The sequence below is a fragment of the Thermostilla marina genome (assembly GCF_054657455.1).
The window spans coordinates 271,738-295,401 of sequence record NZ_BAAHYR010000001.1 but is presented as its reverse complement, the minus strand read 5'-3'; the positions used below and the strand labels follow the sequence as shown (position 1 = coordinate 295,401).

Annotated in this window: 10 protein-coding genes; 3 read left to right on the top strand and 7 right to left on the bottom strand. The window is 62.7% G+C overall.

Annotated elements, in window-relative coordinates:
* Nucleotides 1-29: 29 nt before the first annotated feature.
* Nucleotides 30-3,569 carry an acyl-[ACP]--phospholipid O-acyltransferase gene (locus tag ACYQ2I_RS01030; protein ID WP_460165124.1) on the bottom strand — a complete coding sequence of 1,180 codons (3,540 nt, stop codon included), beginning with the start codon at nucleotides 3,567-3,569 and terminating at the stop codon, nucleotides 30-32.
* A 484-nt stretch (nucleotides 3,570-4,053) separates the two neighbouring features.
* Between ACYQ2I_RS01030 and ACYQ2I_RS01025 the strand changes: the two genes are divergently transcribed.
* Nucleotides 4,054-5,583 carry a hypothetical protein gene (locus ACYQ2I_RS01025; protein ID WP_460165123.1) on the top strand — a complete coding sequence of 510 codons (1,530 nt, stop codon included), beginning with the start codon at nucleotides 4,054-4,056 and terminating at the stop codon, nucleotides 5,581-5,583.
* A gap of 160 nt (nucleotides 5,584-5,743) precedes the next feature.
* Here ACYQ2I_RS01025 and fliS read toward each other — a convergent pair whose 3' ends face one another.
* The 4 genes from fliS to ACYQ2I_RS01005 all read right to left on the bottom strand — a co-directional run bounded on the left by fliS (nucleotide 5,744) and on the right by ACYQ2I_RS01005 (nucleotide 15,300).
* Nucleotides 5,744-6,253: a flagellar export chaperone FliS gene (gene fliS, locus ACYQ2I_RS01020; protein ID WP_460165122.1), complete on the bottom strand. Its 510-nt coding sequence runs from the start codon at nucleotides 6,251-6,253 to the stop codon at nucleotides 5,744-5,746.
* A 116-nt stretch (nucleotides 6,254-6,369) separates the two neighbouring features.
* The gene (gene fliD / locus ACYQ2I_RS01015; RefSeq protein ID WP_460165121.1) at nucleotides 6,370-9,129 is read right to left on the bottom strand and encodes a flagellar filament capping protein FliD; all 2,760 of its coding nucleotides are present in this window, start codon (nucleotides 9,127-9,129) and stop codon (nucleotides 6,370-6,372) included.
* A 312-nt stretch (nucleotides 9,130-9,441) separates the two neighbouring features.
* Nucleotides 9,442-12,594 (bottom strand): flagellin N-terminal helical domain-containing protein, encoded by a 3,153-nt coding sequence (locus ACYQ2I_RS01010; protein WP_460165120.1) that lies wholly within the window; start codon nucleotides 12,592-12,594, stop codon nucleotides 9,442-9,444.
* A 393-nt stretch (nucleotides 12,595-12,987) separates the two neighbouring features.
* Nucleotides 12,988-15,300 carry a beta-galactosidase gene (locus ACYQ2I_RS01005; protein WP_460165119.1) on the bottom strand — a complete coding sequence of 771 codons (2,313 nt, stop codon included), beginning with the start codon at nucleotides 15,298-15,300 and terminating at the stop codon, nucleotides 12,988-12,990.
* 488 nt (nucleotides 15,301-15,788) lie between these two features.
* Between ACYQ2I_RS01005 and ACYQ2I_RS01000 the strand changes: the two genes are divergently transcribed.
* Both ACYQ2I_RS01000 and ACYQ2I_RS00995 read left to right on the top strand, forming a co-directional pair.
* A complete protein-coding gene (locus ACYQ2I_RS01000; RefSeq protein ID WP_460165118.1) occupies nucleotides 15,789-18,482 on the top strand; it encodes a glycosyl hydrolase in 2,694 nt (897 codons plus the stop codon).
* A 175-nt stretch (nucleotides 18,483-18,657) separates the two neighbouring features.
* Nucleotides 18,658-20,268 carry a glycoside hydrolase gene (locus ACYQ2I_RS00995; protein WP_460165117.1) on the top strand — a complete coding sequence of 537 codons (1,611 nt, stop codon included), beginning with the start codon at nucleotides 18,658-18,660 and terminating at the stop codon, nucleotides 20,266-20,268.
* 15 nt (nucleotides 20,269-20,283) lie between these two features.
* On the opposite strand, the gene ACYQ2I_RS00990 is transcribed toward ACYQ2I_RS00995, so the two are convergent.
* Together ACYQ2I_RS00990 and ACYQ2I_RS00985 are read right to left on the bottom strand one after the other, a co-directional pair.
* Nucleotides 20,284-21,354, bottom strand: coding sequence for a mannonate dehydratase (locus ACYQ2I_RS00990; protein WP_460165116.1), 1,071 nt, complete (start codon nucleotides 21,352-21,354; stop codon nucleotides 20,284-20,286).
* Nucleotides 21,355-21,515: 161 nt separating this feature from the next.
* On the bottom strand, nucleotides 21,516-23,378 hold the full coding sequence (locus ACYQ2I_RS00985) for a DUF5060 domain-containing protein (protein ID WP_460165115.1): 1,863 nt from the start codon (nucleotides 23,376-23,378) through the stop codon (nucleotides 21,516-21,518).
* Between the last annotated feature and the right edge of the window lie 286 nt (nucleotides 23,379-23,664).

Here is a 23,664-nt window from a genome sequence, read left to right as displayed (position 1 = left end):
ATCGGTGATCGCGTCGCAGCCGCACCGGCTCATCGGCCGGTATCGGCGACTTGCAAGGCAAGCTCTTGCACCGCCCGCAGGTCCAACTTGCCGCTTCCCAAGACGGGAATCTTCTCGACGTGGAAGAAGTTTTTGGGCGAGGGAATCCACAGCGAAGGCAAATCGGTCTCGGCTATCCTGCGACACACTTCCTCGGGCGAACAGGGCAACGTCGTGTACAAGACGACGATTCGTTCGCCTTTCTTTTCGTCGGGGACGCCGGTGACCGCGTAGGTGAGTTCGTCCTGTTCGTCGCCTTCGAGCACCTGGCCGATCGCCTCCTCGATCCGCAGATGCGGCACCATCTCGCCGCCGATCTTCGAGAATCGCGACAACCGGCCGGTGATGTGAATGTAGTTGTCGCGGTCCAGGAAGGCCACGTCGCCGGTTTTGTACCAGCCGTCGACGACGACTTCGGCCGTCCGCTCCGGCTCGTTCAGGTATCCCCGCATCACGTTGGGGCCTTTCACCCATAGCATGCCCGGCTCGCCGTAGGGAAGTTCTTCGCCGGTGTCCAGGTCGGTGACCTTGGCGATCACGTAAGGCATGGGGCGACCGACGCTGCCTTCACGGCAATCGACGAACCACTTGTCCCGAATACGGCTGGGCGGAATGTTCGACGAAATGACCGGCGAGGTTTCCGTCGCGCCGTAACCTTCCCACGGCCGCACGCCGAAACGCTGCTCGAATGCGTCGGCGACTTCCGGCGGCAACTTTTCGGCGCCGGTGATGACCACGTCGAGCTTGGCGAAATCTTCCGGCTCGCAACGGCGGATGTACGATCGCAGGAACGTCGGTGTGGCGACCAGAATCGTCGCGCCGTGCTCGCGACACAATTTACCCACCTGCTTCGGTTCCAGCGGCGTGAAGTGATAGACGACTTTCGGCTTCAATTGCAGTGCCGCCCACAAAGTGGTGCTGTAGCCGAACGAGTGGAAGAACGGCAGAATCCCGCACAGTACGTCGTCGGCGCGAATGTCGAGCACCTGTTCGAACGATTCGACGTTCGAGCCGACGTTCATCTGCGACAACATCACGCCCTTGGGACGCCCCGTCGAGCCGGAGGTGAACACGACCGTCAGCAGGTCGTCGGGCCGGATCGCGGTAAGCCCCAACAACCGTTCGAGCACGGCGGCGGGCAGCAGGTACGTGCACAACGCGGCAAGAATCTTGTCTCCCGAACCCGCCTCGGTGCGAAGGTCTTCCAGGTAGATCAGCTCGGCGTCCAGGTCGAAATCGAACCGCTCCATGAACCGGCGGCTGGTGATGATATGCCGAATGCCGCAACTGCGGATACAGTGATTCAGCACCTCGGACGACACCGTGTAGTTCAAATTGGCCGATATCCGCCGGTCGATCGCCAAAGCCGCGTTGACCACCAACCCGCCCACCGACGGCGGCAGCAGCACGCCGACGTATTTTTCGGCATAGCGGTCGGCCAGGTACTTTCGCCGCAACACGCGCCGCAACACGAGACTGCCGATACACAACGTGGCCCCGGTCACGCGCATGCCGAGCGAGTCTGCGGCCTTTTCACGAAAGAGGTTGGACCGTACCATCCGCAGAAACCGTCGCGGCGGGACCAGGAACCGTGCCCGGTGGTCGTCGGCCGCCCGCACGCTCAATTCGCCCACCGCCCGATGGATACGCTCCAGCGTCTTCTTGCCGTGCAGCGGCTCGCCGATGTAGACCGTCAGCGGGTACCGCAAGCGCTTGGGAATCTTCCAGAAGAAACGGCGTCGCTCGAACGAGAAGATGCTTCCCCACAGGCCGTCGATGTACATGGGAACGACCGGCGTTTCGTCGTCGATCAGGTGCATCACCCCGGGCTTGAAGCCGATCAATTGCCCGGTCCGCGAAATACCGCCCTCGGGAAACAACCCCACGACGCCCCCGTTGCGCACCGTCTCGCGCGCTTCGCGCATGGCCAGGGCCATGGCCTTTCGTCCCAGCGGGATGGGAATCACCCCCGCCTTGCGCGCCAGGCGACCGGCCAGACCTTTGCTCACGTAGTCGCTGGCGGCGACCATGCGCACATCCCGCGGACAGGCCAACATCACGATCAGTCCGTCGAGCCAACTGATATGATTGCAGACGACGACCGCCCCGCCTTCTTTCGGGAAGTTTTCGGCACCCACCACGCGCATGCGGTACAGGAGCCGAAACAGCCTCGCGAACAGAAATCGCAGGGTCTCGACCGGCAGCAGCACGAAGATGAACGCGGCGATCGGCAGCGTGACCAGTCCGGCCGTCAGGAAGATCCCCCGGGCCGAGATCGCCATCGCCCCCTTCGATGCGGCCACGCCGAACAGCAACGAAAAGCTGAGCATTCCCAAGAAGCTCAAGAAGTTGTACGCGGCGAGAATCCGTCCGCGGATCTCCGGCGGACTGCGATCCTGCAAGTACGAAAGCAGCGGAATGTCGTACAATCCGGCCGTCAGCCCCAGCGCGAACAAAAGCAGGCACGCGACGAAATAGGCCGGCGACAACCAATACCCGGTGCCCTGCGGAATGACGACGAACAAGATGCCCGTGATCGCGATTCCCAAGGCGCCGAAGCCGACCATACCCAGCTCGATGCGACCGCCCGACCACCAGCCGGCAAGCATGCTGCCCAGGCCGATTCCCAGTGTCAGCACGGCCAGCATCGGGCCGACGAGGCTTTGACCCGTCTCGGCCGGCCCGACCAGCTCGGGCACGGCCAGCTTGTCGACGTTCAACTGCGCGACGACGCCCAAACTCCAAAAATAGGCACTGCCCAAAGCCGCCAAGAACAGGCCCCGGTGGGAAAACAGCAACTTCAAGTCGCGCACGCACTGACCGAACGGCACGACGGGAATCTTCGCCTGCGGATTGCCCGCGGTCAGCTTGCGGATGAAGAAACTCGCCAGCCATCCGACGGTCGCCACACCGATGAGGACCGCGGCGTTGATCCACCAGCGATATTGGCCCGGGCCGATCGCGCCTCCGGCCGTTTCGGCCCAGTTGGGTAACGTGGTGAGCGAAAAGATGGCGTTCCCCACGACCGCCCCGAGGATCACGGCGATCATCGTCGTCATGCCGACCCAACCGTTGGCGGCGGCCACGTTGCGATGGCCGACGATCTCGGGAATGCTGCCGTACTTGGCGGGACTGAAGAACGTGCTCTGCGCGCCCATCAAGAACAACACGACGGCCAAGAACACCAGATTGCCCGACAGAATCGCCGCGATGCCCAGCACCATTACAACGATCTCGGCGAACTTGGCGGCCATCATGACGCTTCGCTTGCTGTAGCGGTCGACGATGCTTCCCGCCCAACCGGCCAGCAGCACGAACGGCAGCAAGAAGATGACCGATCCGACCGACCGCACGGCGTCCGGGTCTTGATACAGTTCCTTGCCGATGGGGATCAATAACCAGCGAAAGATGTTGTCGTTCAGCGCGACGGTGAATTGAACGACCAACAGCGCGACGAAGCTGCGCGTCCACAGAGGACGTTGATCGTCGTTTGCCGGAGGAGTGACTCGATTCGTACTCGGGTCGCGCATTGAAGAACGGCTCCATGTCGATTTGCGTCGCCGGGCGAAAGGGGCGCCCAATCCGCGGCGAACCCGGCCGGGGTGCACCCGTTATAGAAAAAAGATACCCCTTCTCACAAGATTTCTCGGCCGCTTTTGCGCTACCCAAAAACCGGAAAGCCCCTATTTTGTCAAGCCTGCCGGGCAGGGAGATCGCCGAGCGGGCCGCAGGGACGACGTGAGAACGCTCGGGCGGCTCGGTAGGCGTCCGGTGGGCAACGGCCGGACTTGTCGGACGGCGCAGTCCTGGGGTGGATGCAGCACCGGCCCGCCGCCGGAAATGCCGCGGTACAGCGTGCACGGTGTCCCTTTTCGTTTCAGACGGACCGTCCCCAGGGGCCATGCCGGGATTTTCGAGCCCCCGCCGCGGCGTGCGGCGTGGTACACTACAAGGAAGAACCGGTATCTCCCACCCGACGTGAACTGCCGGACACGGCCGAGAAAACGAGAAAAGATGACACCTTTCGGCAAGACGAGGCCGCCATCGACCATTCGATTCGACCGGCGGCGGCTGTTGGCCGCCTTGGCCGGGGGTGCGCTGGCGTCGCTGGCGCCGGTGCAATGTCGCGAACTCGAGGCCGCACCCCTGGACGACGCCGTCGCCCGCGCGTTCGCCGAGTATCGACACAAGCTCGACGCGCTGGTGGCTTGGTGTCGGGAAAACGGGCTGGAGGACGAGGCCCGTCGCGTCCTCGAGAATGTGCAGCCCTACGATCCTGAGCACATCTACCTGACGGCCTTGGATCGGAACACGAATCCAAAGCCGCCGGAGAACCCTTCGGATCCGGTTCGGGAGTGGTTCCGCAAGTGGATGTCGTTACGGCGCGATCAGGCCGACAAGCTGTTCACGCTTGCCCAATCGGCGGCCAAGCAGGGCCGGATGGCCTTGGCGCTGAACCTGACGCTGGCGGCCGTCCACGAGAACCCCGACCACTCGGCGATCCGTCGGTTGTTGGGCTACACCCGCTACGGCGACGACTGGAAGACGGCCTTCGAGGCCCAAAAGAGCCGCCAAGGCGAGGTGTGGGACGACCGCTTCGGCTGGATCCCGAAAAGCTACCTCAACCTGTACGAACAGGGGCAAAGGCGGGTCGGGCGACAGTGGGTTTCGGCCGAGGACGAAGCCCGCTTGCGCAGCGACATCCGCAACGGTTGGGTCGTCGAGACCGAGCATTATCACGTGCTGACGAACGTGTCGCTCGAGGCGGCCGCCCGACTGGCCAAGCAGCTCGAAAAGCTCTACCAGGTGTGGAGCCAATTGTTCGTGGGTTTCTACGCCACTCGGGCCCAAGTGGCCGCCATGTTCGAGGGTCGCTTACCGCGTCGCACTGCCGCGGTTCGGCACCAGGTGATCTATTACCGTTCGCGGGACGAGTACGTGCAGGCGTTGCGGCCGCGCTTTCCGCAGATCGAGGTGTCGGTCGGTATTTACGTGGGTGAAACCCGCACGGCGTATTTTTACGATCGCGACTCGGCCGACCGCACGACGCTTTTCCACGAGGCGACGCATCAGCTGTTCTCTGAGATGCGCAAGCCGGCGAACACGATCGGGCGGCGGGGGAATTTTTGGATCATCGAGGGCGTCGCCATGTACATGGAGACGCTCAAAGAGCAAGGGCCCTTCTACGTGCTGGGGGATCCGCGCAACAACCGCATGATCGCCGCGCAGTACCGCTACCAGGTCGACCGGTTCTACATTCCGCTGGCCGACTTCTGCCGGATGACGATGCAGCAGTTCCAGACGGACGAGCGGATCGCGGTCCTCTACTCACAGGCCGCGGGATTGACGCACTTCTTGATGCACTACGACGGGGGCAAGTACCGGGACGCGGTGGCGTTGTATTTGAACGACGTATACGCCGGAAGGGACGTACCCGAGACGCTCGCCCGCTACTGCGGCACGCGCTTCGACGAACTCGACCGTCAATACGCCGAGTACATCGCCTCGCTGCCGCCCTTGCCGCAGGGCCTGCGCGTAGGGTGAACAGCCTATTTCGGCGGCCCTCTTCTTCTGCGGCGTCGTCACAGCGCCGCGACGGCGTCATGCGCGCCGGGCACGCGCATCGGCGGGCGTAACAGGGTGGCATGCTGCCGCGAAAACATACTCGGCGGGGAGGGTGCGAGGGCCGCCCTCGCGGCGGACGTCAGGCATCGAGCGAAAAGCCGCCGGCGTACTCGTCGAGGGTGGGAGGAACGTCGAGCGGCGGGGCCGCCGGCGCCTGGTCGGCCGGGCGCGTTTCGGCAATCTCGGCTTCGTCGACGGCCGCTTCGGGACGCGTGTCGCCGAGCTGTTCGCACAGTTGCCGCCATGTCTCGCGTTCGATTTCGAGCACGCGGACGACCTCACGCAGCTTGTCCTGATCGCGCGAGGCACCGGCCTCGATCAGGGTGCGGTACATCCAAATGTAAAGGGCCGCCACCTTCTTGGGCAGGTCGCCGCCGGTGTTCGGGTTCAGCCCGGCGAGAATCTCGGCGATGATCTGCTGCGAGCGGATCAACGTTTCGCAGCCGACATCCCAGTTCTCTTCCTGCCACGCGATGCGGGTACGTTCGATGAAACGAATCGCCCCTTCGATGAGCATCAGGTGCAGTTTTTGCGGGCTGGCGGTCAGAATTTCGGCCTCAAGATAGTTGTCGCGAACCGAAGCGGGCATTCGGCCGGAACCTCCTTTCTCCATGGTGCAAACCGTCGTCACGGTGAAATCGGGTCGTCGTGCGATGTCGCCTGCGGAGCGGCATGCGGGCGCGTCCGCGGCGGCATCCTCCTGGACTATGAGTTATCGTTTCCGCCGGTATCGTAGGTTATCGGGCGAATCGCCGAGAGCGCATTCAGGTTCGTCATCATTTTTCCGATGGCGATATCCATCCGATAGAACTCGAGCAACAAGCGTTCGCGCTGCGCGTCGAGTCGTTCGTTCCAATCTTCGATTTTTTGATTGTTCGATTCGTACTTGCGGGTGAGGGCGATGAATCGTTGGGCCAACAGGGAGACGTCTTGCCCCACCAATTGCTCGGCGAGTTGATCGAACTTCTTGGCGAAGCCGAAATCTTCGTCGAGGAAGAAGTTCTTGACGCCTTCGGGATCGTCTTGGTAGCGATTGCGAAACCGTGTCTCGTCGAACTGCATCTGGCCGTCTTGCGAGAAGGTGATGCCCAGCTCACCCAACGATTGGACGGAACCGGCACCGACGAAGCGGCCGGTCAACAGGTATTGCAGGTCGCTTTCGACGCGGATGGCGGTCGGGTCGTTTGCCAGGACTTCGCCCTTGTTCGTTTCGGGGTCGTAATAGGTCAGCTCTTTGAGCCGGTCGTGGAACTTGTTGTAGTTGTCGACGAAGGTCTTTACCGTGGCGACCAGATCGGAATCGGTCGTCTTGACTTCGACGGTCACGGGATAGCTCGAGGGCTGCTTGACTTCCAGCCGCACGCCCGAGATCACCCCGTCGAAGCGGTTCGTCGCGCTCGAGATGAGCGTACCGCCGGGGCGGCCCGGTTGGCCCAGCAATAGCAGGGCGTCGCGTCCTTCGACGGTCTCTTGCATGTCGAGGGCGAAGTTCGAAGTGTCGATGACCAGCTCGCCGCGTTTGCCCGCCTGCGTGCTGGTCAACGAGAGGCGGAAGGGGCGGCTCGATCCGTCGATGAACGTCGAGGCATACACGCCGGCGTCCATCGCGTTGATGCGCACCCGCAGCGTTTCGAGCGTGTCTTCGTCGGTCAATTCGACCTTGAAGGTCGCCGAGCCGTCGATCACTTGGGCTTCTTCGCCGGCGAAGTCGCGGGTTTCGGCCTTGCGGGTGAGCAGCAGATCGGACGCGGTGGTCGAATCGTTGTCACGGATGGAAAGCAGGCCGTCTTTGCCTGCCAGGTCGCGGATCATGATGCCGTCGCCGGTCGCGTTGAGCGAGGCGTAGACCTTGGCCGACGAACGGTTGATCGCCTTGATGACGTCGCCGATCGTTTGGATGTCGCCGCCGGAGAGATCGACGATGCCCTGTTTGCCGGCGCTGTCGGTGATCGTGAACTTGCCGCGGGCGACGCCTTGGCCGCCGTTCCACTCGCTGAGTTTCGTGTTCATCGAGACGATTTGCAGGTGCAAATCGCCGCTGTTGACGCTCGATTTTGCGTCGTCGAAGGCGATGTGGAGTTTTTCGGCCGATTGTTTGTCGTCGGCCGAGGCGATCGTAAGGTTGCCCGTTCCGCCCGAAGTATCGGTGATGAGCAACCCGTTGCGTGCGTCGTTCACGCGGGCTTCGATGCCGATGCCTGCCGCATTGATCGAGCGGACGACGTCTTGAAGCGTTTCGGCGTTCGACAAATCGACAACAGCCGTGTTGCCGGCCCGGTCGGTGAGCGAGAGCGATCCGAGATCGCCGATGCCGTTTCCGCCGTCGAGTCGCGAAAGGAGGGCCGATTGGAGACCGCCGAAGAGGCGTCCGCCCTCGATGACCCCGTCGACCGCGGCCTGGTCCAGTCCCAAGTCGTGCAGGGCGGTCGAATCGTACAGCGATTCGAGCTTGAATTCGCCGCTGCCGGTGGTCAGGTCGCGGATGATCAGGCGCTTGCCGTCGGGAGCGATCTCGGCCTGCAACTTGCCCGGCGCGGTTTCGTTGATCGTGGTGAGCACGTCGCCGATCGTCAATTCCCACTCGTTGTCGTTCGAGTTGGGGATGATCTTGGCGAAGTCGATGACGCCGGTCGTGCCGTCGCGGAGGGTGTATTCGATGTCGGGGAGCGTGTCGCTGAACCCGACGCCGAGGTTCTCGTTGAGATACGACAACTCGGTTTCTTCGGTCAGGTAGAGGATGTCGGCGCCGTCGGCGATCGACGAAGCGACGTCGATTCCGGCCAACCCGAGCGAGGCCGCCGTCGAACCGCCGTTGACCTCTTGCACGCGCAGGTTGGTCACGGCGGAGCCGGTGTTGTCGATCAGCCGGATGTGGTCGCCCTCGCTGACGGCGGTGACGTTGATGCGGCTGTCGGACGAAATCGCGTGGACGACGTCTTCGATCGTCTGCGCGGCGGTGAGGTCGATTTCGGCCGAAGCACCGCTACGGTCGGTGATGCGGATCGCGCCGCGTTGGAAGCCGTTTCCCCCGTTGATCGTGTCGAGCGACACGGCGCGCTCGACGTGCGGTCCGAAGCGGAACGTGATGCTGCCGGCCCCCAACGGATCATGATCGGACCGAACGCCTTCCGAAAGCCATTGCTGCGATTGGACGGTTTGCAGCGGCGTGAACTGGTAGGTTCCGGCGATCGGGTTGCCGGTCACACTGGCGGTCATGACCGATTCGTTGCTGGTCGAAGCGGCCATGGCCTCGAAAAGATCCTCTTTACCGAGGTTCTTTCCGACGAATTGGACGGCCACCAGCAAGGCGGAAAGCTCGGTGATCGCCGTCCGCTCGGCGTCGATCTCCTTGGTGGCCTCGACCAAGTTGTCGCGCGGGCGCGCGTTGATCGCCATCAACTTGTCGACGGTGTCGGTGATGGGGACACCGGTCATCAAGCCGACATCGGTTTGGATTCGTCCCATGGCTTCGGGTCACCGTTGGAGTTTGTTCACAGCGCACGTTCCCCTACCAATTGGATCGACGTGGGAAAGTGAGAAAATTTAGCGGTTTCATAGACCGTTCGGGCGGAACCCGGCTTTCCGAGGGGGTTGCGCCCGCCGTAGGACGCGCGCCGGGAGGTTTCGACCGCTCTTACGCGCCGGTCGACGCACCGAATCGGCACATCGTGCAGAACCCATACGACCGGAGCCGTTCGACGTCGCAGCATCGAACGGCTCGGTTCATGCAACGCCCAATGGATCGCCGTGTGCTGCCGTGCCGGCGAGAGGCGGGTCTTAACCTCGCAACAGCGACAACACGGCTTGCGGATTGTTGTTGGCGATCGACAGGACGGAAACACCCGACTGGACGAGAATCTGCGCCCGCGTCAACGCGGCGCTTTCGGCCGCGAAGTCGGCATCGCGGATGGCGCTCTCGGCCTGGGTGAGGTTTTCCAAGGCGTCGTTGAGCGACTTGATGTTCGTCTCCAAGGTGGTGCGTTGGAACGCCCCCAACCGACCTCGCAGGGTGGTGATTTGGGTGATGACCTCTTCGACGACGGCCGCGGCACCGCTGACGTCGTTGGTCAACGACTTCGATCCGCCGGACCGCAACTCGAACAATCGGCCCGAAACGCCGCCCAACTTGGCGGTGTTCACGCTTTGGATGCCCAAGCTGGCCTGCTGGTTCGAGACGACGTCGGGTCCGAGTTGGAAGCGGGCACCGCCGCCGACGATGCGGAAGCTGGTCGTCTGCCCGTCGGTCAGCGTTTCGGAGACCGTGAACGACAGGTCCAAGGCCGAGGTGTTGATCGAGGCGTTCAGGCCTTTTCCGACGGCTTGGATACCGTTGATGAGGACGTCGATGTCGCGTCCGGCGACGCGGGTGGAGACGTTGCCTTCGGCGTCGGTCACGTCGAAGGTGGTGCCGTTGAGGGCCTGGACGGAGACGAAGGCATCCGAGCCGTATTCGACGGCCTTGAAGGTCAAACCGGTGGTGGCGGCGTCGGAGTTGCCGAGCAAGGCGGCGCCTTGGACCGATCCGTTGTCGACCTGTCCGCCGCTCAAGGTGGCGACGTCGGAGATGGTGACCGCGCCCGAGCCGTCGCCTCCTGCTCCGCGTTCGGCCAAGAACAACGCGCTCGCCACCGAATCGGCATTGATGGCGGCGATGACCTGGTCGGCGGTCGTTACGCCGTCTTCGATGCCGATGGTCAACGTCTTGGTGGCGGCGTCCCAGTCGACCGTTTCGTTACCGGCGGTGACGGTATCTTCGAACACCAGTTGTACGCCGTCGTAGTCGGTGCCCGGTTCGATGGCCGTCAGTTTGACGCGGGCGTTGATACCGTTGACGGCGAAGGTCGTACCCGAGGCCTGGGCGTCTTCGAGCTGCGTGCCCGAGGTGGCGAAGACGAGGTCGTCGGTGGTGGGGGCGAGCAAACCGCTACCGTCGCTCCCTTCCGCATTGCTCACGCTGATGCCCAAGTCTTGCAAGGTCGCCGCGTTCGCCGGATCGTCGAAATAGTCGATCAGGTCCTGGGCGGTGGTCGTGACCACGCCGTCGGCGGTCGTTTCGAGATGGACGATGATCGTGCCTTCGCTGGTCACGCCGCCGGAGGTCGTCGCCACGGTGCCGGTCATACTTGCGTGGATGTTGCCCGACCCGTCGCTGGTGCCGTAGTTGTCGGCTCGGAAGTATTTCCCGGCGTAGTCGTCGTTGTTCAACAGGTTCACCACCTGATCGGCCGTGATACCGCCGGTGATGTCGATGTTGAAGGTGAGCGTTTTGTTCTCTTTGTCCCATACGACGGTATTCGACGTGTCGTCGTTGAAGACGATTTGGACGTCGTCGTATTCGGAGCCTTTCGAACGGGCGCGAATCTCGATCGTGCTGTTCGCGTTCACGCCCTGGATCGTGGCCGACGAGAAGGCCGTGACCTCGGGGTCGGTCGCCAGATCGACGCTCAGCGACTCGCCGGGGTTCGAGACGAAGCGAATGTTCTTGGAACCTTGCGGCCCGAGGAATTGCAGGCGGTTGTTCGCCTCGGCGTCGCCGTAATAGGCGTATTCCTGGAACTCGCCGACCGTGCCGTAACCGTTGTTGTCGTTCGCCAAGGCGGCGGTCACATAGGTACCGGCGGCCGAATTGATGGCGGCGACGACGTCGTTGGCGGTGGCGATCACGTCACCCCCGTCCACACCGCCGGAGGTCGTGAATCCGGCCCCGTTCATTCCGGCCACGGTGAGCACGCCGGAGCCGTCCGACTCGCCGACGTTCGAGGCTGTAAACAACGAAGATACCCGCGCATCGGAGTTGATCGCGGCCACCAAGGCGGCGGCGGTCGTCACCCCGTCGTTGATTCCGATGTTCAACGTCTTCGTGTCGTGGTCGTACGACAGGCTGATCGCACCACCGGTGTCGGTGACGTTGATGGTCACGCCGTTGAACTCTTCACCGGCAATATCGGCCTCGATGCGGATGGCGTTGTTCACGTCGCCCGGGTCGTCGACTTCACCGGCCGCCCTGACCCATTGCTGCGTGCCGAGTTGCACTTCCAACAGGGACGGGTTCGTTCCCGTGGCGGGCGTGAAAGTCGCCGTCGTGCTTGCGCTGGAACCTTTCACGTACTTGACGCGGATGTCGCCGGCCTCTTCACCGGCCTGGTTGGCGGTGATCGTGATGTCGTTTTCGGCGCCGAAGCTCGAGGCGACGATCGATCCTTGGGTGGCTTCTTGCTGGACTTCGGCCACGACGCCGATCGCATCGGAGACGAGGTTGATCGCCTGGGCCATGTCTTCGACCGTACTGCCCGCGGCGAAACTGAATGCCTCGAAGCCGTTCTTCCCGCCGATTTCGAGGACGACGTCGTCGGCGACGGCACCCTTGTCGTAGAAAAGTTCGGCGCGAGTGGCCTGGTGGACGACGTTCACATTCACGCCGATCTCGTTGTTCGTGCCGAAGTTCGCCTGGTCGATCTGCAAGTCGGTGAGGACGGTGTTGTCGACGTCGGCGGTCACGAAGTCGAGCGAACCGTCCAACAGCCGCCGGCCTTGGAACTGGGTGACTTGGGCGATGCGGTCGATGGCCTCCAGCGACGAGTCGAGCTGCAACTGGTTGGCGGCGATCTGCTCGGCGCTCATGGCCCCGGTGTTGGCCGCCTCGGAAACCAGTCCCCGAATGTCGTTGAGCAGATTGCTCACTTCGCCCAAGGCGCTGTCGGCGGTGGCGATCATCTGGCTGGCGCGCTCACTGTTGGTGATCGCACGCTCGATGCTGACGATGTCGCTCCGCAAGACCTCGCTGGCGATCAAACCGGCCGGGTCGTCCTTGCCGACGTTGATCCGCAGACCGGTACTCAGCCGCGTCAGGGCCTGTTGCAACTGGGCGTTGGATCGGGCAAGCGTCTTCTGCGCGTTGAGTGAACTGACGTTTGTGTTGATGCGGGTCATACCGGACGCGTCCTCCTTAACATCATCCGCCGCCGGATTGCCCGGTCGGCCGTTTCCGGGCTTGCAGGTTACCCTTCGAAACTCCCGTCACCGCTTCCTTGCGGAACGAAAATACAGAGGATTCCGAAAGTACGGGTCCTGCGGTCTGTATCGAACCGGACTGTCGAAGAATTCAAGACATTCGCAATATGCGATTTTGTTCTCCTTGATTGTGCATCTCCCTAAAAATGGCTGTCCTGTGTATCTCGCGCATCATCGCATGTGTCTTGCGCAGATTGACGACGGGCCGAAAAACCAGTCAAGAAACGATCGGAAACGCGAGAACGCGAGCCTCGAGCCGCGCCGCCGAGCTGTGTCACCGAGTCGGTCTATCCCCTTCCACGGGAGGGGTTTTCAGTCGACCCGCAGCAGTTTCATGCAGCCGGGCCGAAGTTCGAATCGCGTCGCACAAGGGACCACGCGGCCGTCGGTGAACTCACGGATCGACGCGGCGTGCACCGTCACCACGGCAGGCACGCTCAGCATGTTCAGGCAGAAGATGTATTCCCTGTCGTGATAGCGCACACTTCGCCGGAGCAAGCCCGGCACGTCGGATTCGGCTTCGACCGTTACGGCCGTCTTCGCCCGCACCGACGGCAGCGCCCGGACCGGCGCGAGATCGAGCGATTCTTGCCGCACGACCGATTGGGGCAGTGTCGGCGGCTGGGTGCGGGGGTGGCCTTCTGCATCGTGTTCACCCGGATCGCCGCCCAAATAGATCGTGTCGACCGACCGCATCGCCCGCAGGAGGACGGCTGCTTCGTCGTCCGAAAGAAACGTCGGTTGCGGGACGATGAGGAGGCCTTGCGGCCGGAATCCCTCGCGCAGCATGTTTGCCGTAACGAAGCCCGACTCGATGCCGTTGTAGTACAGTGTCGTGTAGGCGTTCAACATGCGCGGCATGTATTCGGGGTCTTGGATGGCCGAGTCTTCGCTGTAGTACAGGTACACGTCGGGTTCGATGTTTTGAAATGCCACGACTAAGCCTGCCAGGTCGTTGATCTCGTGCATCGTCTTGGCGAAGGTGAACAAGGCGGCCGGATCGTTCGAGAATTCGGAGTGCAATTCCCAGTTCGGATTGACGCGGCCTTCGGCGTCGCGCAGGTAGCACCACGCATTGACGATGTCGACTCCCGCGATGTGCATCGCCCACAGCCCCGAGCGTACCCATTCTTCGGGCTTTGTGGGATGGGCGTCCAAGGCCGAGGGCAGTCCGTGAAATTCGCTGTCGAAAAACGCCTTGTCGGGACAGATCGACCGACAAAACGCGTAGAACATGGCCTGTCCCGCCCAGTTCGAGTCGATGTAGCGAGGATCCATCTTCTTGCGTCGCCAGGGCGGTTCGGCCAGGTAGCTCTTGAACGTCAGATCGGCGCCCAACACGTCCTGAATGTGACACAGCGCCTCGTGATCCAGTCCGTGGTTTCGTCCGTCGCCCCAGAAACAATGCCCCATCAGCTTGATGGTCGTCAGCGCGCCGGGATCGCCCGCGCGGATCATGTCGCGCTCGGTGCGGAAGAAATCCGTGAAGCGGTCCATGTTGAACCGCATTGCGTCGTACCAAACGGGTGTGCCGCGTAAGGCGGTATCGATCGGTGTGTCGATCTCGACTTGAGAGAACGCCTTCCAGTCGGAATTCCACGACGCGTTCAGTTTGTCGATGGTGCCGTATTTCGCCTGAAGCCAGTCGCGGAATTGATCCATTCCCGACGGTGAGATCGGGGCGCCGTTCCAACTGTCTTTTTCGATCGAGTAGTGCGGCTCGTTGAACATGATGTAGACGCGGGGAATTCCGCCGGTGTTCGCGGCGGCGTGCGCCCTGCCGAGTCCGTAAAAGAAGCCCTCGACCAGCGCCATACCGGCCGGATGGGAAATGTCGTACTCGATCATCGTGCGGGAGACGAGGAACTCGGGGAATTGTTTGCCGATCCAGCCGGTTCCCTTTTGGCCGATCCACGGCGAGAAGAACAGGTCGAGTGCGTCGGCGCGTTGTATGCGCTCGGCAACATCACGGGTCTTGGCCGGATTCAGTGTGTGCGAGGTGCTGGGCTGCAAGTTGCCCGGTACGGCCGCCGTACCGCCCATCACGTCGAAGATCTTGCACGACCGATCACCGTACTTCGCATCGACCGCCTTGGGGCTGGTAAAAAAGCACATGCCGTAGGGAAAGACGGGCCGATCGCCCAAGCGCACGTGGTTCCCGTGCGGCACGGCTCGATCCATTTCGGCGGCGATCGGATCGAACACCTCACCGCGATCACCGGCGGGATCGGCGATTGCCGCAAGCGTTTCGTCCAACACGCGGTGCAGATGCTCCAGACATCCTTGGGGATAATTCGCCAACCAACCGTGATCGATTTCACGCTCCCATTCGTCGTTCGTCTGATCGGTGATCGCTTCGTCGATTTTGCTTTTGCCCGCAATATCTTGTTCGAGATAAACGAACGTGTATTCGGCCGTCAGCAGGGCGGTGAGGGCCAACCGCTTGTTGTAGGTCATTGTAGGCCGGGAATCGACGTAGGCTTTCAGACGGGCGGCTTTTTCGCCGGCCGATGCCAAGAGGGATTCTTGTTCCGGCGTGAGCGTGATGCCCTCCGCTTGAATCGGAAAAGCTCCGACGAAGAAAAACGCAATCGCCAATAGAATCGACACAAGGCGCGACAGCATGCGAGGCCTCCGAGTGTTCCGATGCGCGTAGCAAAGTTGTTCGGCCGCGGCAAAACGACATAATTGTTTTGCGTTTTCGCGGAAAGACGCCGAGTAAAGACGTTGCCGACTGGGTTACGTAACGGTGCGGACCGAACGAAGATCCTTTCGAGGGGCGGGAACGCTCCATTTTATACCCGAGAGCGTGTGATGCCGGTAGCACCCTTGCAAAGCGCGCGAACCGTGCGGTCGAGAACAAGCAATGCAGCGGGGGGAAGCGATCGTTTCCGACGACCGCCGGGCGATGCTATAATCGCAGCCGCACGATAAGACGGGGGATGGGCCGGCGACGGGCACGTTTCGTACCGCGTCGCACACCGATGCGCGCCCCATCGCGAGGGTACGACGCGTCGAGTTCTTTCGATGCCGGGATACGGTGCCGGATCGTCCGGCTTCGAAAAGAAGAGTGACGATTGCCCTTGGTGAACGGCAGGAAGCGAGGCGAACCCATGATGTTTGGGCGTTTGTGTGTTCTGTGGGGTGCGGTGCTCGTCGGAGTTTGGTGGGCGAGTGTGCTCGGGGCCGAAGAGACGGCCGGCCGGATCATCGCCGACACACCCGACTGGACGCTCCCCGAGGCGTTTCTTCAGACCGCGGAAGGCGACGGGCCGCTCGAGTGGCCGCCTGCAACCGCCGAAGCGCGACCGGGCGCCTACTGGTGGTGGCCGGGAAACGCCGTCTCCGAACAGGATCTCACCTGGAACCTCGAAACCTATCGCCGCGCCGGTTGGGGCAACTTGGGCGTGATCGGCATTTACGGGGTGCGGGGCGAAGAGGATCGTTTCGTCGACATTTTCAGTCGCCGCTGGTTCGCCCTGTTCAATCACGCGGTCCGCGAGGCGAACCGGTTGGGGATGAACATCGACCTGACGCCCGGCTCGGGTTGGCGTCTCGGCGGTCCGCACATCACGCCGGCGTTCGGCGAGCAGACGTTCACTGTCGAAGACGGCCGCATCGTCGCCCGTCCGGTTGCCGCCAAGGTCAAGCGCGCCGGTCCCGGCGGCGAGGGCCTGGCCGTCAATCCGTATTCGCAATCGGCGGTGGCCTATCATTTCGACTGGTTGGCGCAGCGGTTCGCAGAAGGCGAGGGCCTTTCGCCCCGGGCGTTCTACTACGATTCGTTCGAGAATCCCGGAAACTGGTGCGCCGAGTTCCTCGACGCGTTTGCCCGTTTGCGGGGATACCGGCTGGACGATCACGCCGCAGACTTGGCCCAAGCGGGCAAGACCGACGAAAGCCGTCGCATCGTGTGCGACTACCGCGAAACGCTCTCGGAACTACTCATCGAACGCATTCGGGAGATCGTCGCCTGGTGCGAGGCGCGGGGCAGCCTGTTGCGCGTGCAGGCGCACGGCGCCCCGGCGAACCTGTTGGACATGTACGCCGCAGCCGGAATTCCCGAGACGGAAGTCTTCGGCGCGACGAAGTTCGATATTCCCGGCTTCCGGCGCGATCCGCGATGGATTCGGCCCGATCGACAAAGCGACCTGGTGAATCGCTTTGCGTCTTCGGCGGCACACGTCGCGGGCAGGCCGTTGGTGATCTCGGAAAGCTTCACGTGGTTGCGGGAGCATTTCCACGTCGCGCCGTCGCACATCAAGGCCGAGGCCGACAACCTGCTGCTGAACGGGATCAACGGCATCTATTACCACGGAATCTGCTTCGCACCACGTGGGACTGCCTGGCCCGGTTGGTTGTTCTACGCCTCGACGCAGGCGAACTGCCGGAATTCGATCTTCCGGGATCTCCCTGTCGTCAACGCGTACATCACCCGCTGCCAGAGCGTTTTGCAACAGGGCCGTTGCGACAATGACATCCTGCTCTACTGGCCGATCTACGACTTGTGGATGGAGCCCGGCGGCAAAGAACGCCGTTTCACCGTGCACGATCCCGACTGGATCGAGGGGACGCCCTGCGGCGAGCTCGCAAGTTTGTTCCTTCGCCGCGGGTTCACGTTCGATTTCGTTTCCGACGCCCAGTTGCAATCGACACGGTGCGACGGAAAATCGCTCGTGACGCCGGGGGGCGCGACGTATCGCGTGATCGTCGTGCCCGAAGCCCGCTATATGAAAACGGCGACCTTGAGCCGCCTGGCGGACCTTGCCCGCCGCGGGGCGATCGTCCTGTTTCGGCATCGTCCGCCGCAGGATGTACCCGGCTTCGCCGATTACGCCGCACGCCGGGAATCGCTGCAAAAACAGGCGGCGCAGCTTCCCCCCGCCGACGGCGCGCTGCACCCGGTCGGTGAGGGCCGCATCGGCATCGGTTCGGACCTCGAGGCCATGTTGCAGGCCGCGGGCGTTCGCCGGGAAGCAATGGTCGATCACGGCTTGAAGTTCATCCGCCGGCGCTGCCGCACGCACGTCGTGTACTTCATTGCGAATCATTCGGCCGAGACGGTCGATGCGTGGGTGCCGCTGCGGGATCGGTTTCAATCGGCGGTCCTCATGGACCCGATGCACGGGAAAACCGGCGTCGGCACGATGCGGGAACGAGACGGCCGGACGGAGATCTTCCTCCAGTTGTTGCCGGGCGAAACGCGGATCGTGCGGGCATATCCCGACCGACGCGTCGAGGGAACGCCGTTCCCGCTCGTCCGGTGCGTCGATCCGCCGATTCCCGTCGAAGGTAGTTGGCACGTCCGGTTCGTCGAAGGCGGCCCCACGTTGCCGCATCCGCAGCAAACCGACGCATTGCGTTCGTGGACGGAGTTCGGCGATCCCGAGGCCGAACGCTTCGCCGGTGCCGCGCGATACACGATCGCGGTCGAGCTGAAGAACGTGTCGGGCCGAAGCTGGTTTCTCGATCTCGGCGACGTGCGGGAAAGCGCCCGCGTGTGGATCGACGGAAAACCGGCCGGCGTTGCGGTCGCGCATCCGTTTCGCGTCGAGGTCACGGGACTCGTGCACGACGGCAAGAATGAATTGACGATCGAGGTCACGAACCTTTCGGCGAATCGAATTCGGGACCTGGATCGACGCGGCGTCGCGTGGAAGAAGTTCTACGACATCAACATCGTCGATCACGATTACCATCCGCTGGACGCCTCGCAATGGCCGGTCGTGCCGTCGGGGCTGTTGGGGCCGGTCGTGCTTCGTGCGGCCGTTCCGCTGGACCCGATCGGATCGGCGTCGCAGAAGTAGCGTCGATTACGGTCGGCGCCCGCCGCCTGCAATCGCGACGCGGTGCGATACGAAGAGCCCCTTTCGCCGCGACGGTGTCGATTCGTTGCCGGGTGTTACAATTCAAGAACACGTGACGACCGATCGCCGCACGCGATCGTCCTGCCTGACGACGCAACCAAGGAGTCGACATCTCGTGAAGGGACCCGCCGTTTTGCTTTTATCGTTGGTCGCCGCCGTGGTTGCGGTGCATACTGCGGCGTGCGCGGGTGAGACGCTCGAAGTGCGCGTCGAACCGCGGGCGGTTTATCAGCCGATCGACGGATTCGGCGCCTCGGATGCGTGGCGAATTCAGTTCGTCGGCAAATACTGGCCCGCAGAAAAGCAACGCCGCATCGCCGACTTGCTTTTCAGTCGTGAGACGGACGCCCAAGGCCGCCCCTTGGGTATCGGGCTGTCGCTGTGGCGATTCAACCTGTCGGCGGGAACGGCCGAACAGGGTGAAGCTTCAGGGATCGGCAACGTGTGGCGCCGGGGCGAATGCTTTTTGAATCCCGACGGCACCTACGACTGGTCGAAGCTCGAAGGGCAACAGCGCTTTTTGCAGTTGGCGAAGGAACGCGGCGTCGAGCGGTTCTTGCTCTTTTGCAATGCCCCGCCGGTGCATCTCAGCGCCAACGGCAAGGGCTATGCCGATCCCGGCACGAAGCGGATGAATTTACCCCCAGACCGTTTCGACGACTATGCCCGCTATATTGCCGAGGTGCTCGCGTACTTCGCACGAAGGCGGTTGCCCTTCGATTACGTCAGCCCGGTGAACGAACCGCAGTGGGGATGGGACGAAGGTCGGCAAGAAGGCACGCCCGCCACGAATGCCGACATCAGCGCTTTGACGCGCGCCCTTTCGCACGAGTTGCAGGCGCGACGGTTGGAGACGAAGATCGTCGTCGGCGAGGCGGGGTCGATCGAATACCTGTTCAAGCGGATGGGCCCCGGCGGCACGTCGAATGAAAGAGACGACCAGGCCAAGGCGTTTTTCGATCCGCGATCGCCTTACTACCTGGGTAGCTTGCCGAACGTCGCCCGCATTCTTTCGGGGCATAGCTACTTCACCGTGTGGCCGCTCGAACGGCAGGTGGCCTTGCGCCGTGCGCTGCGGGAAGCGTTGGACGCCTTCCGACCGCCCGTCGGCTATTGGATGAGCGAATACTGCATCCTCGAAAAGAACGACGAGATCACCAGCGGGGCGCGGCGTGATTTGTCGATGGATACGGCCCTCTACGTCGCCCGCATCATCCACAACGATCTGACGGTGGCCGGTGCCCGATCGTGGCAATGGTGGACCGCCGTCACCCAGTGCGACTACAAGGACGGCCTGGTGTATTTGGACGACGGTTCCCGCGGCGACACCGGCCGCATGGGTCCGCGGGTGGAGAGCCTCAAGCGCGACGGCGCCGTCCGCACCAGCAAGCTGTTGTGGACGTTGGGAAACTATTCCCGGTTCGTGCGTCCGGGGATGGTCCGCGTGGGCTGCGAGGTCTCGCCCGCGCAGTCGATCGAAAACGGCGTACTGGCTTCGGCCTATCGTCGCGCGCGACCACCGGAGACGGTCGTCGTTCTCACGAATCTTTCCGGCAAACCGCATACGGTGCGGCTGACGGGCTTGGTCGCTTCCCCGCGCGCGGTTCCCGGCGTTCGGCTGTATACGACCGATGCCGCACGCGATCTGGCGCCGTCGGAAGGGCGGGCCGACGCGATCGAGCTGCCGCCGCGTTCGGTCGTGACCGTCGTGTACGGAATGCGGTAAACAGCGGCGAGGTACTCAACCGAGCGTTTGCAGCAGGGCCTGCATGTAGCCGCAGGCGTAGGCCATGCCCGCATGCCAGGGCGCGTCGCAGGTCATCAGCGGCGTATGATCGGGGATCAGGACCCCGTCATAGTTGCATTCGGCGAGAATCTTCAATACCCGCGGCATGTCGATATCGCCTTCGTCGAGGAAGGTTTCTTCATAGTACGGCACTTTGCCGCGAATGTTACGGAAGTGGACGTAGGCGAGGTGGCCGCCTTCGGCGAATTCGCGGGTGATGTCGTAGAGATCGTCTTCGGTCATCTCGGCCAGCGTTCCCAGGCAGAACTCCAAGGCGTTCGCCGGGCTGGGCACGATTTCCAAGAGCCGCCGGTACATGTGCGGCTGATAGACCAGCCGGGGCGTATTCCGCAGCCGCGGAAACGGCGGGTCGTCGGGGTGCGCCGCCAGACGGATGCCCGCCTCCTCGGCGACGGGAACCAGACGCTTCAAGAACCATTCGAGTCGTCGCCACAATTCGTCGTGCGAGATCTCGGCCGTGCCGACCGCCTCGCCTTCGAGCGAATACCACATGTTCCAGACCATCCCCGGCGGCAGGGGCCGATCGTCGGGGCCGTCGATGACGACGGTTTCGGCCTTGCCGCGGGCGACGGGTCGCGTCGTGCGTCCGCACACCCCCGCCAGCGAGAAGTTGTAGCCGAATACGCGGATTCCGGCCGCGGCGGCATCCCGCAACAACTGTTCGATTCGCCGGGCTTGCTCTTCCTTTTTCGGACCGTCGAGCAGAATGTGATGCCACATCGACGGATCGAAGTTTTCGATCGCGTAGATGGTCAGGCCTTCTTCGGCGGCCGTTTCTTGCAGCCGGCAGAGGTTTTCGCGGGACCACACGGGATCGTTGGGATCACCCGTCACGCCCCACCCGTCGCCGGTATCGACCGGCTGATTGTCGACCGCTGCGGAGCCTTGCCGCTTGCGAAAGTAATCGACCAGGTGGATCACCAGGTGCGTCGCGCCGCATTGGCGGGCAAAGCGAAAGTTCTCGCGCGTCAACTGATGTCGGTACAGTCCGAACCCCAGCTTCATGATGGCATCCAACCCCCGTCTCGAGCTTCGTGTGTCAACGACGATCGGCCGAGTCCGCCGCAGCGGCGAACGTCGGCCGATTCATCCTTCAGCTCATTCTACGCGGCCGGGCGAATCCGGAAAGGGTGCCCGGCGATCCCGTTTTCGGCAACAGCGTGCTTTCACTTGCGAACGAGGACGACCCAATCCTGGTCGCCGTCGTGAGGGGCCTTGCCCAGGACGACCTTCTTGCCGCCCGGGACGCTTTCGACCGCGCCGGTTTGCAACGCCCCGCCGCTACGCGGGTCGTACCAGCGGACGGTAAACGTCCCTTCGGCGTCGCTCAAGTCGAGTTCGGCCGTGCCGCCGTTACGCAGATAGACGACGTATACCGCGCCCGGTTTCGCCAAGCACCACGCTTGGTCGCCGACCAGCTCGTTATGGTTGGCCATGTCTTGGAAGGGCACGTCGTTGTTCTTGAAGAACTGCAAGGCATAGCGGCAATAGTCCCAAAAGCCGTCGCGGCTGCGCCAATCTTGGCAGGTGAGATCGGAGTGCGCGTGCTTGTAGCCGAAGTAGAACTCGACGCCCATGCCGCCGGCCATCAGGTTGCCCCACAAGGCGTTCTTGCGGCCGTCTTCCCAGCTATTGCCTTCGTCGCCGGCGGGGCGCAGCGCGTGGCTGGCGTCGCCCGGTTCGTCGCAAGCGACCACCCACGGCTTACCCGCCGCGTCGGAACGCCGAAGGTAATTGAGCGTCATCGGGAAGACGTTGACGAAGTCGGGCTTGTTCGTTTGCAGCGAGAAGCCGGTCAACTCGGAACCGGTTCCCTTTTCGGGATCATACGGTCCCATCAGATCGTAGTGCGGCGCCCCGTTGTGGATCACGATGTGATGCTTGTAGGGGTCGATTTCGTGGAGATACGCCGCCCAGGCCTGCTTTTGGGCCGTCGTCGCGTTGTTGATTTCTTCGCCCAGGTTCCAGTTCAACGCCAGGTGATGGCCGAAGCGGGCGACGAGTTCGCGGTAATACAGTTTGCGTTCGCGGCCCAGGTCGCCGCCGTCCATCTTCAGCTCGTTTTCCGTCTCCATCGTCTTGAAGTGGAGGAACATGCCGAGCTTGTCGCCGTACTCGTAGATGCGCTCCCATTGGGCCAGCTTCGAGACGTCGAAACGGTCGTGATAGACACCGCCTTGTTCCCAGCGGCGGTTGTCGGGGAGCGCCTCGTAGGCGGCTTCGTCTTCGACCAAACGATGCGGGAAGACGTTGTCGTCGTCCCCGTCGAGGCTGAAGGTCAGGAACGAAAAGGCGTTCAAGCCTTCGTCGTGCAAATACTTGATCGCACCCAACAGCTCGGTGCCTTTTCCGTTCGCCCACGTGTACCGGCCGGCGTCGGCGGCGTCGAAATCTTTTGCGTGCGGTTGCCAGCTTTTCCGGCGGTTGTTCACGTTCGGCGTCCCGTCGAAGTCATCGTAGGCGAACAGGTTTTCGGGTGCGTCGGCACCAGCCTTGAGAAACCATTCACCGTTTCCTGCGAACCGCAGATGATGCTTGCCGACGTATTCCAACAGCCCCTTGGCGCGATGATCGCGTCCGGTTTTGTCGGTGGGGGCGATGGTGAATTCGCCGGTATCCCCGTCGAAGAACCCGGCGCTCTTGCCTGCTTCGGGATCGTCGGCGACGGCGACGTCTTTACCGGTACGGAAGTCGACGCGGTAAGTCCAGCGTCCGGCCTTGGGCGGCGCAAGATGCGCCCGCCACACGTTGCCCGCTTCGGCCGACGTATCGGCCGCCTTGCCGTCGGCCGCGAAGTAGCCGGGAACGACCAACGTCGTGCCGCTTTCGGGATGGGTAAAGGTGACCGTCAACCGGTAGTCGGCGAAGGGGTTCGGATCGCCGGTTTCGCTTGCCTGCGGTCCCCGCCACGAAAGCGTGACCTTGTGCCAGGTCTTCAATTCGCCCTCGATCGCGGCCTGCCCCGCCCAACACGGTGCGACCAACACCATCGCCAAGGCCGTACTCCACACCGCTGCTCTTGCTGTCATGACACCCTGCTCCGTAGTTGATATTGCGGACAATAGAAACTGCACGTTTCCGGAAGCAAACCGGCCTCGAAGGAAGGCGATGAGCAGACGCGACGGGTTCCGGTGAACTAGGGGACAAGCGGAGTATACTTGGCGTCCACGGCCGATCAAGCGTTACGGGGAGGATCGGCCGATTGATAAAATCGCACAACCGCCCGTTCGAAAACACTACCGGTTTGCGTTCGATCCATGCACACTTTTGCCCCGGGCGCACGCAAAACCCCAGCTCGTCCTGCTTTCGTACGCC

Bases quoted from the DNA above. Each gene is read 5' to 3' on its own strand.
- ACYQ2I_RS01025 (WP_460165123.1), top strand. From the start codon at position 4,054: ATGACACCTTTCGGCAAGACGAGGCCGCCATCGACCATTCGATTCGAC.
- ACYQ2I_RS00990 (WP_460165116.1), bottom strand. From the start codon at position 21,354: ATGAAGCTGGGGTTCGGACTGTACCGACATCAGTTGACGCGCGAGAAC.
- ACYQ2I_RS01005 (WP_460165119.1), bottom strand. From the start codon at position 15,300: ATGCTGTCGCGCCTTGTGTCGATTCTATTGGCGATTGCGTTTTTCTTC.
- ACYQ2I_RS01000 (WP_460165118.1), top strand. From the start codon at position 15,789: ATGATGTTTGGGCGTTTGTGTGTTCTGTGGGGTGCGGTGCTCGTCGGA.
- ACYQ2I_RS01010 (WP_460165120.1), bottom strand. From the start codon at position 12,594: ATGACCCGCATCAACACAAACGTCAGTTCACTCAACGCGCAGAAGACG.
- ACYQ2I_RS00985 (WP_460165115.1), bottom strand. From the start codon at position 23,378: ATGACAGCAAGAGCAGCGGTGTGGAGTACGGCCTTGGCGATGGTGTTG.
- ACYQ2I_RS01030 (WP_460165124.1), bottom strand. From the start codon at position 3,569: ATGCGCGACCCGAGTACGAATCGAGTCACTCCTCCGGCAAACGACGAT.
- fliD (WP_460165121.1), bottom strand. From the start codon at position 9,129: ATGGGACGAATCCAAACCGATGTCGGCTTGATGACCGGTGTCCCCATC.
- fliS (WP_460165122.1), bottom strand. From the start codon at position 6,253: ATGCCCGCTTCGGTTCGCGACAACTATCTTGAGGCCGAAATTCTGACC.